The organism is Nitrospirota bacterium (assembly GCA_040755395.1).
GTDB lineage: Bacteria > Nitrospirota > Nitrospiria > Nitrospirales > Nitrospiraceae > DATLZU01.
Genome location: JBFMAX010000009.1, coordinates 67355 through 82495, shown reverse-complemented (window position 1 = coordinate 82495; position 15141 = coordinate 67355). Strand labels below are relative to the sequence as shown.

Genomic DNA, 15141 nt, shown 5'->3' with positions numbered 1-15141 from the left:
GGGGGGGCGGGTTTGTGCCCACAGCCCCCGCCCTCCTCTAGTGTGCAGGAGTCATGTTCTTCGAGGAGCTGTGCTTGGTGCGCGGGTGGTTGATCGCTCGCGAAGACCTGAATGGGCGAATCATGAGAGCAGGGAGGGGAGAGTATGGCAGCGAAGCGCTTGTTGTACGGGGCGTCCGCACGCGCCGCGATTCTGCGCGGTGTGCGCCAGCTTTCGACGGCCGTGAAGGCGACGTTGGGGCCGAAAGGCCGCAATGCGATTCTCGACAAAAGGTGGGGCAGCCCGACCATCACCAAAGACGGGGTCACAGTTGCGAAAGAAATCGAACTGCCCGATCCCTATGAAAACATGGGCGCGCAACTGGTCCGCGAGGTGGCCAGCAAGACCAGCGACGCCGCCGGCGACGGGACGACAACGGCGACCGTGCTGGCTGAGGCGATCTTCCGGGAAGGCGTGAAGAATCTGGCCGCCGGGGCGTCCGCGATGGATCTCAAGCGCGGCATCGATCGCGCCGTCGAGACCGTGGTGGCCGAATTGAAGCGGATCAGCAAGTTGTGCCAGGGCAAGAAAGAGATCGCCCAGATCGGGACTATCTCCGCGAACAACGATCGGACGATCGGCGACCTCATCGCCGAAGCCATGGAGAAGGTCGGCCAAGACGGGGTCATCACGGTCGAAGAAGGAAAAAGCCTCTCGACGACGTTGGATGTGGTGGAAGGCATGCAATTCGATCGGGGATACATTTCGCCCTATTTCGTCACCAACGCCGAGCGCATGGAGGCCGTTCTGGAAGATCCCTACATCCTGGTCCACGAAAAAAAGCTCAGTTCGATGAAGGATCTGCTGCCGTTGCTCGAGGAGACCGTCAAGATCGGCAAACCATTGCTGATCATCGCCGAAGACGTCGAGGGCGAAGCGCTGGCCACGCTGGTGGTGAACAAGCTGCGCGGCACCCTGAGCGTCGTGGCCGTCAAGGCGCCGGGCTTCGGCGATCGCCGCAAGGCCATGCTGGAGGACATCGCCATTTTGACCGGAGGGAAAGCCATTTCCGAAGATCTCGGCATCAAGCTCGAGCACGTCAAAGTCGCGGACCTCGGCCGCGCCAAGCGCGTGACGGTCGATAAGGACAACACCACGATCGTCGAAGGCTACGGCGACAAGAAGAAGATCGAGGCGCGGTGCAAGCAGATCAAGGCCCAGACCGAGGAAACCACCTCCGACTACGATCGCGAGAAGCTTCAGGAGCGGCTGGCTAAACTGGTCGGCGGGGTGGCGGTCATCCGCGTCGGAGCCGCGACCGAAACCGAGATGAAGGAAAAGAAGGCGAGGGTGGAGGACGCGTTGCACGCCACCAAGGCGGCCGTGGAGGAGGGGATCGTGCCCGGCGGCGGGGTCGCGCTTGTCCGCTGTATCCCGGCGCTGGACAACCTGAAGCTCGAAGGCGATCAACAGGTCGGCGTCAACATCGTGCGGCGGGCGCTCGAAGAACCGCTCAGGCAGATCGCCGTCAACGCCGGCCACGACGGCTCGGTCGTGCTGGAGCGGATCCGGAACGAGAAACTCTCTTTCGGCTTCGACGCCGCCAACGAGGAGTTCTGCGACCTGTTCGAGGCCGGAATCATCGATCCCACCAAGGTCACGCGGAGCGCGTTGCAGAATGCGGCGAGCGTGGCCGGTCTCATGCTGACCACCGAGGTCATGGTGACGGAGATTCCGGAAAAGAAAGAATCGAAGGCGATGCCGACGCCGGAGGAAGATCTGTACTGAAGCGCCTGCCTACTCCATCTGTCGCACCAAGGGGACGGCCGGTTGTCTCGTCGCCGTCCCCTCGGTGCGTTCTCCGGCCCGCACGTCTACCCGGGAGCCTCTTCCTGCATCACCAGTTCCCACGCGCAGGCTTCCAGGTCGTATCGCAGAACGTAGCGATACCCGTCATCCGCGCGCAGCCGGAAGCAACTGTGCGTCTCCGTGTACCAGCGTTCCAGGACCTCGTGCACTTCCCGACGAACCCCCTGGTGCGTGAAGGCGCGCGGCGTTTCCTCGCCTTTGTAGCCGGCGTAGGCTTCCACGACGACGGCGCTCTGCGCCTTGTCTTTATGGGAGCGCTTCATGGCAGCGCGACAACTGTATCGGCGCGACCGGAGGGCTGTCAACGGACGCCCGGTTGCGCCCAGAAAAGCCTTGAGCGCCGACGTTCCATCGACTAAGATGGCGCCACCGGTCGCCGTGCGGCTCGTTCAACTCGGGGACAGAGAAGGCGCGCACGAAGGTCACATCGCGACGCGCCAAGCCCTTTGCAGGGCGCGTCGCTCCGCAAGCGAGGATAACAGAGGGATCAAGTCAAGGTGCTTTCTCGACGCGCCATGAACATTAAGAAGAGCAGGGCGCGTCGCTCCGCAAGCGAGGGAAGGAGGTCGCCATGCCGATCTATGTGAGCCTTGTGAAGTTTACCGAGCACGGGATTGCCACGATGAAAGAGCAGGGAATCGCCCGATCCGACAAGGTGCAGAACAACATCGAATCGCTGGGCGGCAAGCTGCTTCATGCTTACTACTGTCTGGGAAAATACGATGTCGTGGCCATTCTCGAGTTTCCGAACAACCGCGCGGCCATGAAGGCGGCCGTACTCAATTCATCCTTGGGCCATATCAAAATTACGACCATGCCGGCGGTCTCCCGCGACGAATGGCGCGAGCTGCTGGGAGAGGTCTGGGGAGGCAAGGCCAAGTAAAAATGAAGACCCGTGGGAAAAACCGCGCACAGGCGCGCGGCCGCCCAGCGTCCGTGTCCCTACCCGCGCAACGCGCGGCGACCGGCGGCACCAGAATCGAACGGGACACGATGGGCGAACTCGCGGTGCCGGCCCACGCCTACTACGGCGTGCAGACGGCGAGAGCCATCGAGAATTTCCCGATCAGCGGGCTCCGATTCCCGCGCGCCTTCATCCGGGCGATGGGGCTGATCAAGCGCGCGGCCGCGACGGTGAACGCCTCGCTGGGGTTGCTCGACCAGAAGCTGGCGGATGCGATCAAGCAGGCCGCCACGGAAGTGATCGACGGGAAACTCGATGCGGAGTTTCCCGTCGATATTTTCCAGACCGGGTCGGGGACGTCCACCAACATGAACGCGAACGAAGTCATCTCCAACCGGGCCGCCGAATTGCTGGGCGGCGCGAGGGGCAGCAAGCTGGTGCACCCCAACGATCACGTGAATCTGGGCCAATCCAGCAACGACGTCATACCCACGGCCATCCACATCGCCGCGTCCGAGATGATCGAGCGACGACTCATCCCGGCCCTCGCGCGACTCCACAAAGCCCTCGAGCACAAAGCGCACGAATTCGACGGGATCGTGAAGATCGGACGCACCCATTTACAGGACGCCACGCCCGTCCGGCTGGGGCAGGAGTTCGGCGGGTACGCGCGGCAGATCGAATTGGGTATCGCGCGGATGCGGCGCGCTCAGGAAATGTTGAGCGAAGTCGCGCTCGGAGGCACGGCCGTCGGCACGGGTCTGAACACCCATCCGGAGTTCGCGTCGGGCGTGTTGGCGCTGATCTCTCAAGAGACCGGATGTTCCTTCAAAGAAGCCGCCAACCACTTCGAGGCGCAATCCGCGCAGGACTCGCTGGTCGAGGCCAGCGGTGAATTGCGGACCTTGGCCGTCAGCCTGATGAAAATCGCCAACGACATTCGCTGGCTCGGTTCCGGCCCGCGCTGCGGCTTCGGCGAAATCATGCTGCCGGAGACGCAGCCCGGTTCCTCGATCATGCCGGGTAAAGTCAATCCGGTGATCGCCGAGTCGGTGACGATGGTGTGCGCGCAGGTCATCGGCAACGACGTCACGGTGACCATCGGCGGTCAGGCCGGCAACTTCGAACTGATCGTGATGTTGCCGGTCATGGCCCACAACCTCCTTCAATCCATCGAGCTCCTGTCGACCGCCTCGGAAAATTTCGCCGCGAAATGCATCGAGGGCATCACGGCCGACGAGCAACGATGCCGCGATTCCATCGAGCAGAGCCTCGCCATGTGCACGGCGTTGGCGCCGGAAATCGGCTATGAAGCGGCGGCGACGATCGCCAAGGAAGCCTATCGCACGGGAAAGACCGTTCGCGAGGTGGCGAGGGAGCGGAAGATCCTGCCGGAGGAGCGGCTGAACGAACTCCTGGACCCCCGGCGGATGACGGAACCAGGAGGTCCGGCGGGCAGTGCGGGCGGTTGAAGGCTCCGCAGTCCGTCAATCCGCCGGACGTGAAGACCGGAAACAACGAGACGATCGGATCGTCGCTCACCCGCCGATGCCGAAGGCCGGCGCACTCCTTGGCACACGGTGCCGACGCCCCCTTTCACACCGTGTCGGCACTCGTTGTCCCGTAATCCGTCAAACAAGCCGCATCTCTCCGCCGGCGCGTCGCGCCATACACCGCTCGTCGTGATCATCACGTCTTTGACAGTCCGAGACGCACTATGTTACAGTCCGCGGAAATTTTCGGGTTTCTCCTCCTTGCATCTGCCCGCGGTGCGCAGGCGACTTCTTAAAGGATAGGCTCATGAGTGCGGGAATCTCGAAGTCTGACGCTCACGTGATCATCGTCGTCGGAGCCGGCCCGGCCGGGATGTCGATGACCAACATCCTCTCCAAAGACGGTCATGAGGTGATCGTCTTGAATCGGGACATCAAATTCGGCGGCTTGGCCGAATACGGCATTTTCCCGAGTAAGCTGAAACTCCGCGGAGGCCTCAAGAAAACCTACTGGGAGATCCTGGAGCGTCCGAACGTCCACTATTTCGGGAACGTGTCCGTGGGAAACGGCAAGGACCTCACGATCGAGGATCTTCGTGGTCTTGGCGCTAGCGCGATCGTCTTTGCCACCGGCGCGCAAGGCACGAAAACGATCGGCGTGGAGGGAGACACGGCTGTCGGCGTCTATCATGCAAAGGATGTCGTGTACCATTTCAATCGGCTGCCGGGGTTCGGCGAGCGGCCGTTTGACATGGGCCGTCGGGTCGCGGTGATCGGCGTGGGCGACGTGATGGTGGACATCGCGCATTGGCTCATCCGTTATAAAAAGGTCGACGAAGTCACCGCGATCGCCCGTCGCGGCCCCGCCGAGCGCAAGTACAACCCCAAGGAGATCCGGGCGGTGTGCGCCAATATCGATCAGGAGGCGCTGGCCAAAGAGTTCGCGCGCATCAGGTCACGGCTCGAAACGGTCGGGCAGAACCCAGACGACATTCTGAACGGCATGCTCGGGGAGTTTATGAAGTGCGAACCGAAGGCGAGTCCGACGAAGATGGGATTTCGATTCCTGGCTTCACCGCGCCGCGTGCTGACCGATTCGCACAATCGCGTCCGCGCCCTCGAGATCGAGGAGACGAGGCTGGAACCGAAAGGCAACGACACGGCCGCCGTGGGCATGAAACAATACTACGAGTTTCCTTGCGACAGCGTCGTCTTCGCGGTCGGCGACAAAGTGGACGAAACGGTCGGCCTTCCTTATAAGAACGGCGTGTTCGTGACCAGTCCCTTCAAGACCGGCAATGATCCGGACGACGCCTTATTTCAAGCCTACGATGAGACTTCGGGGAAGATCGTCGAGGGGGTGTTCCTCACGGGCTGGGCCCGTAAAGCGAGCGAAGGATTGGTGGGCATCGCCAAGCGGGACGGGGAATGGTGCGCCGAAGTCGTGACCCGTTATCTCAGCACAAAGAAGCCGCTGACCTACGCGGCGGTCGGCGACGTGTTCGCACGACTGCAGGCCGTCCTGCGGCAACGCAACGCGACGGTCGTCGATCTGGAGGGGCTGCGCATCCTGGAAGCCGCGGAAAAAGAGGCGCCGCGCACCAACGAGTGCATCGGGGAGTTCAAATTCGCGACCAACCAGGAAATGCTGGCGCTGATCGAGCGCGGCCGGGAGAAAGCCGCGGCGCCAACCGCACGTTAGCCGTCACCCCACTTCAGCTTCCGCCGCAGCACCTCGTAGTACGTGCGATCCGGGAACCTGATCAGTTGCGTGCGATGCTCGGAAGCCCCGATAGCGACGGTATCTCCCTGCGTCATCGCCACACCGACCTGCCCGTCGAAGGTCACCATCGCTCCTTCGTCTTTGCTGGTGAGCGTCACTTCGATCGTCACCTCGCTGGGAACCAGGAGGGGGCGATGGGTCAGCGTATGGGGACAAATCGGCGTGACAATCAACGCTCGCACCGCCGGCGTCATGATCGGCCCTCCCGCGGACAGCGAATACGCGGTGGAACCCGTAGGGGTGGACACGATCAGGCCGTCGCCCCGCAAGTTCGTCACGAACTGTCCTTCGATCGCGATCCTGGTCTCGATCATGCGGGCCAGCGTCCCTTTGCTGACCACCACGTCGTTGAGCACCGTGGCATGGGCCACGTGCTCGCCATGGCGGTGCATACGGGCACGCAGCATCAACCGCTCGTCCAACACGAAGTCGTTGGCGAACACGCGCTCCAACGAAGGATAGAGCTGATCCAGACTGGCTTCGGTCAAAAATCCCAGCCCGCCCATATTGACGCCCAGGATCGGAACGGATCGTTCTTCGACCAGCCGCGCCGCGCTCAGCATCGTGCCGTCTCCGCCCAAGACCAACACCATGTCGGCCAGGGAGGCGATATGCGTCTTTTGATGGGACGCGCGTTCGTCGATCAGCGCCGCCGTCGCCTTATCGAGGATCACTTCCTTGTGACGCTCGCGTAACCAGGCGACGAGGTCCTTGAGAATATGCTTGACGTCCGGGAACTTGGGTTTGGTAAGAATTCCGATGGCCTTCACGGGTTTTATGGCGTGGTGCGATGCAGCACGATCCGGTCTGAAGCGTGCGCGATTCTAGCGATTGCCTTCTTTTCATGTCAAATGGACACGGGTGCGGAGCGAAGTCTTCACGCTTCGCCGCAACTGCGTTTTCCGGGCTCATAGGAAACAATCGTCGTCTTGACACTGTACAGGCGTGAAGTTAGAATAAGGCCAGATTTTTCGATGGGTTCTCTCGCGGGAGGCCCTCTCCAATCTGCAGCACAGCAAAGGAGGCAGGATGTTCGAACGATTCACGGACAAAGGCCGAAAAATCATCATCCTGGCACGAGAAGAAGCCGAGCGGCACCAGAACGATTATCTGGGCACTGAGCACCTTGTCTTGGCCATTCTCCGTGAATCTGACGGCATCGCCTTGATGATTCTTAAGAAGATGGGCCTGTCTTCCGAACAGATCCGGTTGGAAATCGAGCGCAATCTGCCCGGCGGCGGCACCACCATGACCTTCGGAGAAATCCCGTTCAGCCCACGGGTCAAAAAAGTCATCGAATATGGAGTCGAGGAAGCAAGATTGCTGGGCCACAACCACATTGGAAGCGAGCATCTTCTCTTGGGGCTTCTGCGGGAGGAAGAAGGCATCGGCGGAAAGATTCTCCGCAGCCTCGGCGCCAACCTTCTCACGGCCCGCCAACTCACGGTTACCTTTTTGAGAAAATCCGCGCCGCGCGAGCGGGACCGGAAGAGCAATACGCCGGCTCTCGACGAGTTCGGCAGAGATTTAACCCAATTGGCTCAGGAAGGACAACTCGATCCCGTCATCGGTCGGGCCGATGAAATCGAACGCGTCCTCCAGATTCTCAGCCGCCGCACGAAGAACAACCCGGTGCTCATCGGCGAATCCGGAGTCGGCAAGACGGCCATCGTCGAGGGACTCGCCCAACGGATCGTGCAATCCGAAGTGCCCGACAATCTGCTTTCACGCCGGGTGATCGCCCTCGACCTCGGTTCTTTGGTCGCCGGCACCAAATACCGCGGGCAATTCGAAGAACGGCTGAAGGTCGTGATGAAAGAGATCGTCCAGGCCGGCAACATCATCATTTTCATCGACGAACTTCACACCTTGGTCGGGGCGGGCGCGGCGGAGGGTTCGATCGACGCGTCGAATATGTTGAAGCCGGCCTTATCTCGGGGCGAGATTCAGTGCATCGGCGCCACAACGCTCGATGAATATCGAAAGCATATCGAGAAGGACGGCGCGCTGAAACGACGCTTTCAGCCGATTTACGTCCAGCCGCCGAGCATCGACGAAACGGTCAGGATCATCCAGGGCCTCCGCGACCGCTACGAAGAACATCACGGCGTCGAAATCACCGAAGAAGCCATCGTTGAAGCCGTGAAGTTGTCGGACCGCTACATCACGGATCGATTCCTGCCCGACAAAGCGATCGATCTCATCGACGAGACGGGCTCCCGGGCCAAGCTGCAGAGCTACGCGCTCCCGACCGAACTGAAAGCCTTGGAGCAGGAGCTTAAAAAGGTATCGCGCGACAAGGAGCTCGCGATCTCGATGCAGAATTTCGAGGAAGCCGTGCGCCATCGCGAGGAGGAGGAACGCCTGCGTAAGCTGCTGGACGAATCCAAGCGCGAGTGGAAGAAAACCCAGGAGAAGCATAAGCCGATCATTACCAAAGAAGACGTGGCCTACGTCGTCTCGAAGATGACCGGCATTCCGTTGTTCAAGCTCGAAGAGGAAGAGTCGAACAAGCTCTTGCGGATGGAAGAGTTCCTCCACAAGCGGATCGTCGGCCAAAACGAGGCCATCTCCGCGGTCTGTCGGGCCATCCGTCGTTCACGCGCCGGCCTGAAAGAAGCCAAGAAGCCCATCGGCTCTTTCATCTTCCTCGGACCGACCGGTGTCGGCAAAACGGAACTCGCCAGAACACTGGCCGAGTTTCTCTTCAACACCGAGGATGCGCTGATCCGCATCGACATGTCCGAGTATCAGGAGAAGTTCACCAGTTCGCGGTTGTTCGGCGCACCGCCCGGCTATGTCGGATACGAGGAAGGCGGACAGTTGACCGAAAAGGTCCGCCGCCGGCCCTATTCCGTGGTGCTGTTCGATGAAATCGAAAAGGCCCATCCCGATGTCTTCAACGTCCTCTTGCAGGTCCTGGACGATGGGGTGCTCACGGACAGCCTGGGGCGGAAGGTCGATTTCAAGAACACCGTCGTGATCATGACGTCGAACCTCGGCACCAAGCTGATTCAAAAGGGTGTCTCGCTCGGGTTCCACAGCGCCGAACAGGGTGAACGGGAGCGCCGGATGAAGGACGAGGTCCTGGGCGAACTGCGGCGCGCGTTCAGCCCGGAGTTTCTGAACCGCATCGACGAGATCGTCGTGTTCCATCCGCTGGAGAAGGAGCACCTCTACAGCATTTTGGACATTCTGCTCAGAGAGCTGAACGTGCGCCTGCTGGAACGGGGCGTCGAAATCGAAATCGACGACGAAGTGAAACATTGGCTGATCAAAGAAGGTTACGAGCCCCTCTATGGCGCCCGGCCCATGCGGCGCACGATTCAACGGACCATCGGCGATCCTCTGTCCGAGGAAATCATCAAGGGGCGATTCAAGGATTGCCGCAAGATCAAGGTGGTGCTCCGGGATGGAGCTCCCGCGTTCATCGAACAGGAAGCGATGGCGGGGGTCTGACCCGGCCGGGAAAGAGCGTACGGAGTTTGCCATCCGACTCGGTGACCACGGTAACGACCCCCGTCCAGGCGAGCAGCGCGCGGGGGTCGTTCTGTTTCCCCCGCCGTTCAACCCGATTTCATCACGAGCACTCTACATTCGCCCTCGGCCGCCTCTGAGACAATGAGCCATTTTTCGGCCGGATCTTCATCGCGCTCGCAGTACGGACCGATCCTGGGCGTCGAAACCTCCTGCGACGAAACCGCCGCCGCTGTTGTGGGTCCCGACAGGAAGGTAGCGGCCAACATCGTGTGCTCCCAGCATGACCTGCATGACCGCTACGGAGGCGTCGTTCCTGAGCTGGCCTCGCGGCGACATATCGAAAGAATCGAAGTCACGGTGAACGAAGCGCTTCGCGCCGCGCAGCTCCGCTGGTCTGACCTGCGAGCCGTCGCGGTCACCCACGGTCCGGGATTGGCCGGCGCCCTGCTGGTCGGCGTCAGTTACGCCAAGGCCGCCGCGTACGCGTTGAAGCTTCCGGTGGTTGGAGTCAGTCATCTCGAAGCTCATATCGCGTCGGCATGGATCGAGGAACCGGACTTTCCCATCCCCTGCGTCGTTCTGGTTGTCTCCGGCGGACATACGCACCTGTATCTCGCCGGTCCGGACGGATTCTATCGACTGTTGGGACAGACACTGGACGACGCGGCCGGCGAGGCTTTCGACAAGGCGGCCCACATGCTCGGACTCGGGTATCCGGGTGGGCCGGCCATTGACCGGCTTGCGAGGATGGGCGACCCCGATGCGATCCAGTTTCCGCGCCCCCACCTCAAAAAGGGGAACCTTGACTTCAGCTTCAGCGGACTCAAGACGGCATTGCTCTACTATCTCAGAGATCAGAGCGGGGCCGATCTTGAACCGCGGAAAGCGGATCTTGCGGCGGGTTTTCAGGAGGCGATCGTGGACGTATTGGTCGCCAAAGCGTTTGACGCTGTGCGTCGGCATCGCGTCAAGGCTTTGGCTGTGGTCGGCGGTGTTTCGGCCAACTCCCGGCTTCGTGCCCTCTTGGCCGGTCAGGCCGCCGAGGCTGGAATCCGTCTGGGCCTGCCGTCGCTGGCGTATTGCACGGACAACGCCGCAATGGTCGCCGTGGCCGGGCTGCACGCGTTGGAACAAGGCAGGCGATCGACCTGGGAACTCGAGTCCGATGCCGAACTGCCCCTAGCAACGATCGCCGCCGATTCGTCACCCGATACCAAGCGCCCATAGGCGGCGATCTGGATCAACCGGAGGTTTTCCATTCCCACCGTTCTCGGACATGTCGCGGGGCTCAAACCCAATCAGTTGACCCGGCTCGAGCATCTCTACCGGCGCCGGGTTCCGGGCGACAAGGTCATCACCCCCGAACTGGCGCGACACTGCACTCAATTGGCGCAGGAAATCCGGCGGCCCATCGGGCTGCTGATCACACGGCGCGGCGCGGTCGAGCAAGTGCTCGTCGGAGACGGGTGTGCGCCGTCATTCCGCGATCTCGCCAAATTCAGGACAGGGCCGCGCTCGCTGCGCGGAATCCGGTTGGTCCGTGCGCAGTTGGACAATGCGCCGCTCAGCCAATCGGATCTGACGCAACTGGCGTTGCTGCGGCTGGATTTGATCGCCGCCGTGGGTGCAGGAACGGATGGAGGGCCCGCGGATGTTCACGTAGCCCATCTGTTGCCGCCTAACCCGCGCGGGCAGGTCCATGAAGTACTCGCGCCCACGCCGTTGCACAGCTTGCAGTTGGAGTGCGACAAATTCGTAGCCGCGCTGGAAGCGGAACTGATGCGCACGCCGTCTGGCCACGCGGTCGGCGCCCCTGAGGAATCCGCGATCCTGGTCAGCGCCTCGCCGAGAAACCGGAGCGACCAGGAAGACCGGCTGGAGGAGCTGTCGGAACTGGCCGCTTCGGCCGGTGTGCGCGTACTGGACAAAATCGTCCAGCGCACGCCGGAGCAACACCAGCGATTCCTGCTGGGCAGCGGCAAGCTGAAAGAGGTCATCATCCGGGCCCTGCACTGCGGAGCCGACTTGCTGATTTTCGATCAGAATCTGACGCCGGCGCAGGTGCGGGCGATCTCGGAGATCACGGAGATGAAAGTCATCGACCGGACCCAACTGATTCTCGATATCTTCGCCCGTCGCGCCCACAGCCGAGAAGGCAAAGTCCAGGTCGAACTGGCGCAACTCCGTTACCTGCTGCCCCGTCTCTTGGGACGCGGTGCGGCGTTATCGCGCCTGGGCGGCGGCATCGGGGCGCGGGGACCGGGCGAGACGAAACTGGAAACCGATCGCCGCCGGGTCCGCGACCGCATCGCGCATCTGGAACGGGAACTGTCGCTGTTCGCGCGGCACCAGGATCAACGACGCGCCCGCCGGCTCCGGCATGCCTTGCCGATCGTGTCCATCGTCGGCTACACCAATGCCGGAAAGTCGACGCTCCTCAACGTCTTGACCAAAAGCCGGGTATCCGTCCAGGACCGGCAGTTCGAAACGCTCGACACCACGAGCCGGCGGCTCCGCTTCCCGCGGGACCGGGAGATCATCATCACCGACACGGTCGGCTTCATCCGAGATCTTCCCCAAGAGCTCATGGGCGCGTTCCGCACCACCCTCGAGGAACTGCGCGACGCCGACATGCTCCTGCACCTGGTCGACGCCGGCGCCAAAGACGTAGACGGGCAGATGGCGGCGGTCGAATCGATCCTTGCCGAACTGCAACTCGATCGCATTCCCCGCGTCGTGGTCTTGAACAAGTGCGACCGGCTCTCACAGCGGGAAGTCGACGTATTGTGTCGTCGTTACAATTCGCTCGCCATCTCGGCCATCGATCCGACCACCCTCCCTCCGTTGATTGACTATCTCGACGCCCATGTGGCAAATCTGCATTCCTCCTGGAATGAACAGGCCGGCGAGCGGCGTGGCGCCGTCCAGACGGTCCTGGTTCCGTGACCGCCGCTTTCTCCGCGAGCGGATCTTTTGCATTTTCCCTGAAAGACCGGTGAAACGTGACGGAGAAGAATATCGGCAAGCGGGTCGAGCGCATTTTTCGTGCGCTCCACCAGAGCAGGCCGTCGGCCAAAGTGGAGCTGAATTATCGAAGTCCGTGGGAGCTGCTGGTCGCCACGATCCTATCGGCCCAATGCACGGACCAGCGCGTGAATCAGGTCACGCCCGCGCTCTTTGCGAAGTACCGTCGGCCCGCAGATTACGCCCGCGCCAACCGGGCGGAACTGGAAGCCATGATCCGTTCGACCGGTTTCTACAAGAGCAAGGCGAACCACCTGATCGAATGCGGTAAAGCCGTGGCGGAACGCTTCGGCGGAGAAGTGCCCCGCACCATGGACGAGTTGACAACCTTGCCCGGCGTCGGACGAAAGACAGCGAACGTGATTCTCGGCAACGCGTTCGGGCAACCGGCCGTCGTCGTGGATACGCACGTCAAGCGGGTGGCCGCCCGCCTCGGACTCACAACATCAAGCGATCCCGACCGGATCGAACAAGACCTTCAGCAGGTCATCCCGAAGCCGCGATGGACCGAAGGATCTCAGCAATTGTTGCTGCACGGTCGATACGTGTGTCTCGCCAGAAACCCGAAATGCGGAGAGTGCGTCATTTACAAGGACTGCCCATGGGAAGGGAAGCTGCGACGATGATTCGGAGCATGACCGGCTATGGCCGGCGGGAAGCCTATTGGCAGCGGGGTTCCGTGACGGTGGAAGTGCGCGCGGTCAACCATCGTTTTTTGGAAGTCGTGACCCGGTTGCCGCGCCCGTTGAGCGACCTCGAGGAACCGTTCAAGAAAGCGGTTCAGCAGCGCTGTCTTCGCGGCCGCGTCGAAGTGACGGTTTCGCTGGGCGGCGAAAAAGGCGGAGCGCGGGCCGTGGCTCTTGACCGTTCTCTCGCCAGGCAGTACCATCAAGTCCTCCGCGAGCTCCAGAAGGATTTGCGGATCGGCGGGACGATCGACATCGCATTGCTCTCTGGCTTCCGAGACATTGTCGTCGTTGCGGACGAGCCCGGCGACGGTTCACAACTTGGTCGGCTTGCTCAGCGGTTGCTCGGCCAGGCGTTGGGGGATGCAGACCGCATGCGCCGCCGCGAGGGGGCCGCGTTGGCCAAAGAGATCAGGAGTCGCCTCCACTCGATCCGCAAGGCGAAACGTCAGATCGCCGAGCGCGCGCCGGAAGTCGCGCGGGAAGCGTTTGCCCGCATGAAAGCCCGAGTTGAAAAACTCCTCGGCGCCAAACCGCCGGATGTCGGGCGGTTGAACCAAGAACTGGCAATCTATGCCGACCGTTACGACATCACGGAAGAGTTGGTCAGGCTCGACTCCCATATGATACAGTTTGACCACGCACTTCGGCGGGAGGGCTCGGTGGGCAAGACGTTGGATTTCCTCCTGCAGGAAATGGGACGCGAGATCAACACCATCGGTTCCAAGGCCGCCGACGCCGAAATTGCGAGTCAAGTCGTCCATATCAAAGCGGAACTTGAGAAGATCCGCGAGCAGGTCCAGAATGTCGAATAACCACGGCCGTTGAGCCGGGTCTTCCCATGCCGCCCGAAACGTCGCAGACCAGAAAGGGCTCCTCGGATCATCGGAGAGGACTGTTGTTCATCGTCTCCGCGCCGTCCGGAGCCGGAAAGACGACCCTGTGCAAACAGATCGTCTCCATCGTTCCGGACCTGTGGCATTCGATTTCCTACACGACGAGAAAGCCTCGCCCCGGGGAAGAAGACGGGCGCGACTATTATTTCGTCGAGGAACGCGTGTTCCAGGAGATGATCGAGCGCAATGAGTTTTTGGAATACGCCCGCGTCTACGGCCACTGGTACGGCACTCCCAGAAAGGCCCTGGCCGACAAACTGGAGCAGGGTATCGATGTCCTGTTGGAAATCGATGTCCAGGGCGCGATGCAGGTGAAGAAAAAATTCGAAGGCGCGGTGTATATTTTTATCCTTCCTCCCTCGCTGGAAGTCCTACGGACGCGGCTTCAGACTCGCGCCGGAGACTCTCCGGAGGAAATCCAGCGGCGCCTCCAGAAGGCCCGCGAGGAAGTCTGGAGTTACCGCGAGTATTACTACATCGTTCGGAACGACGACTTGAAGCAGTCGCTGAAAGAGTTGGAAAGCATCTTCTTGGCCGAGCGTATCAAGACCAAACGGCTTGACATGGCATGGCTGGAGGAGAACTTCATCCTGGACAAAGAGACCAAACCCGCGGACAGGGAAGCATCCGCGGTTGCGAAAGGGAGCGCAAAGACCCATGGTTGACATGCTGTCGTTATTGCCGCAATTCGCTCAAGAGCGATTCGATTCCCGTCACCGGCTCGTCCTGGTGGCAGCTCAACGGGCGAAGCATTTGATTCAGGGCGCCAAGCCGACCGGCACGTCGAAATTCACCAAAGAGACGACGATCGCGTTGGACGAGGTGTTGCGCGGGGAAATCCAGTTCCTCACCGGGAAAGAGGCGCGCGAGGCGCTCAAGGAAGCCAAGCGCAACAGGGAGACCGAGACCGAGCGCTTGGCCGTTATGACCGGAGAGGACGCCAGAGAGATCAAGAAAGAACTCAGCGTCTACGTTGATGACTCGGTCAAACCGGCCGCCGAATCGGAAAGCGAAGAGTAACCCGCCG

Annotated in this window: 13 protein-coding genes; 11 read left to right on the top strand and 2 right to left on the bottom strand. The window is 61.4% G+C overall.

All coding sequences use genetic code 11. The features are described 5' to 3' along the window. The first annotated feature begins 144 nt into the window (after positions 1-144). Complete coding sequence (groL, locus tag AB1555_13560) at positions 145-1767, top strand: chaperonin GroEL (protein MEW6247718.1); 1623 nt, start codon at positions 145-147, stop codon at positions 1765-1767. A gap of 86 nt (positions 1768-1853) precedes the next feature. Here the strand turns inward: groL and AB1555_13555 are convergent, their stop codons facing one another. Beyond that, positions 1854-2111: a hypothetical protein gene (locus tag AB1555_13555; protein ID MEW6247717.1), complete on the bottom strand. Its 258-nt coding sequence runs from the start codon at positions 2109-2111 to the stop codon at positions 1854-1856. 308 nt (positions 2112-2419) lie between these two features. Between AB1555_13555 and AB1555_13550 the strand changes: the two genes are divergently transcribed. The 3 genes from AB1555_13550 (at position 2420) to AB1555_13540 (ending at position 5947) form a co-directional block, all read left to right on the top strand. Continuing rightward, positions 2420-2731 carry a GYD domain-containing protein gene (locus tag AB1555_13550; protein ID MEW6247716.1) on the top strand — a complete coding sequence of 104 codons (312 nt, stop codon included), beginning with the start codon at positions 2420-2422 and terminating at the stop codon, positions 2729-2731. Between the two features lie 2 nt (positions 2732-2733). Next, entirely contained in the window at positions 2734-4224 is a 1491-nt protein-coding gene (locus AB1555_13545; protein MEW6247715.1) for a class II fumarate hydratase, read from the top strand. Between the two features lie 328 nt (positions 4225-4552). Further along, positions 4553-5947, top strand: coding sequence for an FAD-dependent oxidoreductase (locus AB1555_13540; protein MEW6247714.1), 1395 nt, complete (start codon positions 4553-4555; stop codon positions 5945-5947). Here AB1555_13540 and AB1555_13535 read toward each other — a convergent pair. Continuing rightward, positions 5944-6798 (bottom strand): NAD(+)/NADH kinase, encoded by an 855-nt coding sequence (locus AB1555_13535; protein ID MEW6247713.1) that lies wholly within the window; start codon positions 6796-6798, stop codon positions 5944-5946. The genes AB1555_13540 and AB1555_13535 overlap by 4 nt on opposite strands. 259 nt (positions 6799-7057) lie before the next feature. Between AB1555_13535 and AB1555_13530 the strand changes: the two genes are divergently transcribed. The 7 genes from AB1555_13530 (at position 7058) to rpoZ (ending at position 15134) form a co-directional block, all read left to right on the top strand. Then, the gene (locus tag AB1555_13530) at positions 7058-9487 is read left to right on the top strand and encodes an ATP-dependent Clp protease ATP-binding subunit (GenBank protein MEW6247712.1); all 2430 of its coding nucleotides are present in this window, start codon (positions 7058-7060) and stop codon (positions 9485-9487) included. A 162-nt stretch (positions 9488-9649) separates the two neighbouring features. Further along, positions 9650-10735, top strand: a complete 1086-nt coding sequence (tsaD, locus tag AB1555_13525; GenBank protein ID MEW6247711.1) for a tRNA (adenosine(37)-N6)-threonylcarbamoyltransferase complex transferase subunit TsaD — start codon at positions 9650-9652, stop codon at positions 10733-10735. A gap of 75 nt (positions 10736-10810) precedes the next feature. Continuing rightward, positions 10811-12454, top strand: a complete 1644-nt coding sequence (gene hflX, locus AB1555_13520) for a GTPase HflX (GenBank protein MEW6247710.1) — start codon at positions 10811-10813, stop codon at positions 12452-12454. A gap of 56 nt (positions 12455-12510) precedes the next feature. Then, positions 12511-13158 carry an endonuclease III gene (gene nth, locus AB1555_13515; GenBank protein ID MEW6247709.1) on the top strand — a complete coding sequence of 216 codons (648 nt, stop codon included), beginning with the start codon at positions 12511-12513 and terminating at the stop codon, positions 13156-13158. Beyond that, positions 13134-14033, top strand: coding sequence for a YicC/YloC family endoribonuclease (locus AB1555_13510; protein ID MEW6247708.1), 900 nt, complete (start codon positions 13134-13136; stop codon positions 14031-14033). Before nth ends, AB1555_13510 begins: the two co-directional genes overlap by 25 nt. 26 nt (positions 14034-14059) lie before the next feature. After that, entirely contained in the window at positions 14060-14779 is a 720-nt protein-coding gene (gmk, locus tag AB1555_13505) for a guanylate kinase (GenBank protein MEW6247707.1), read from the top strand. Next, positions 14772-15134, top strand: coding sequence for a DNA-directed RNA polymerase subunit omega (gene rpoZ / locus AB1555_13500; protein ID MEW6247706.1), 363 nt, complete (start codon positions 14772-14774; stop codon positions 15132-15134). Before gmk ends, rpoZ begins: the two co-directional genes overlap by 8 nt. Positions 15135-15141 lie beyond the last annotated feature (7 nt).

What these genes read in the sequence shown, in the direction of transcription:
- groL (MEW6247718.1), top strand. Translation starts at nt 145, where the DNA reads ATGGCAGCGAAGCGCTTGTTGTACGGGGCGTCCGCACGCGCCGCGATT.
- AB1555_13555 (MEW6247717.1), bottom strand. Translation starts at nt 2,111, where the DNA reads ATGAAGCGCTCCCATAAAGACAAGGCGCAGAGCGCCGTCGTCGTGGAA.
- AB1555_13550 (MEW6247716.1), top strand. Translation starts at nt 2,420, where the DNA reads ATGCCGATCTATGTGAGCCTTGTGAAGTTTACCGAGCACGGGATTGCC.
- AB1555_13545 (MEW6247715.1), top strand. Translation starts at nt 2,734, where the DNA reads ATGAAGACCCGTGGGAAAAACCGCGCACAGGCGCGCGGCCGCCCAGCG.
- AB1555_13540 (MEW6247714.1), top strand. Translation starts at nt 4,553, where the DNA reads ATGAGTGCGGGAATCTCGAAGTCTGACGCTCACGTGATCATCGTCGTC.
- AB1555_13530 (MEW6247712.1), top strand. Translation starts at nt 7,058, where the DNA reads ATGTTCGAACGATTCACGGACAAAGGCCGAAAAATCATCATCCTGGCA.
- tsaD (MEW6247711.1), top strand. Translation starts at nt 9,650, where the DNA reads ATGAGCCATTTTTCGGCCGGATCTTCATCGCGCTCGCAGTACGGACCG.
- AB1555_13510 (MEW6247708.1), top strand. Translation starts at nt 13,134, where the DNA reads ATGGGAAGGGAAGCTGCGACGATGATTCGGAGCATGACCGGCTATGGC.
- gmk (MEW6247707.1), top strand. Translation starts at nt 14,060, where the DNA reads ATGCCGCCCGAAACGTCGCAGACCAGAAAGGGCTCCTCGGATCATCGG.
- rpoZ (MEW6247706.1), top strand. Translation starts at nt 14,772, where the DNA reads ATGGTTGACATGCTGTCGTTATTGCCGCAATTCGCTCAAGAGCGATTC.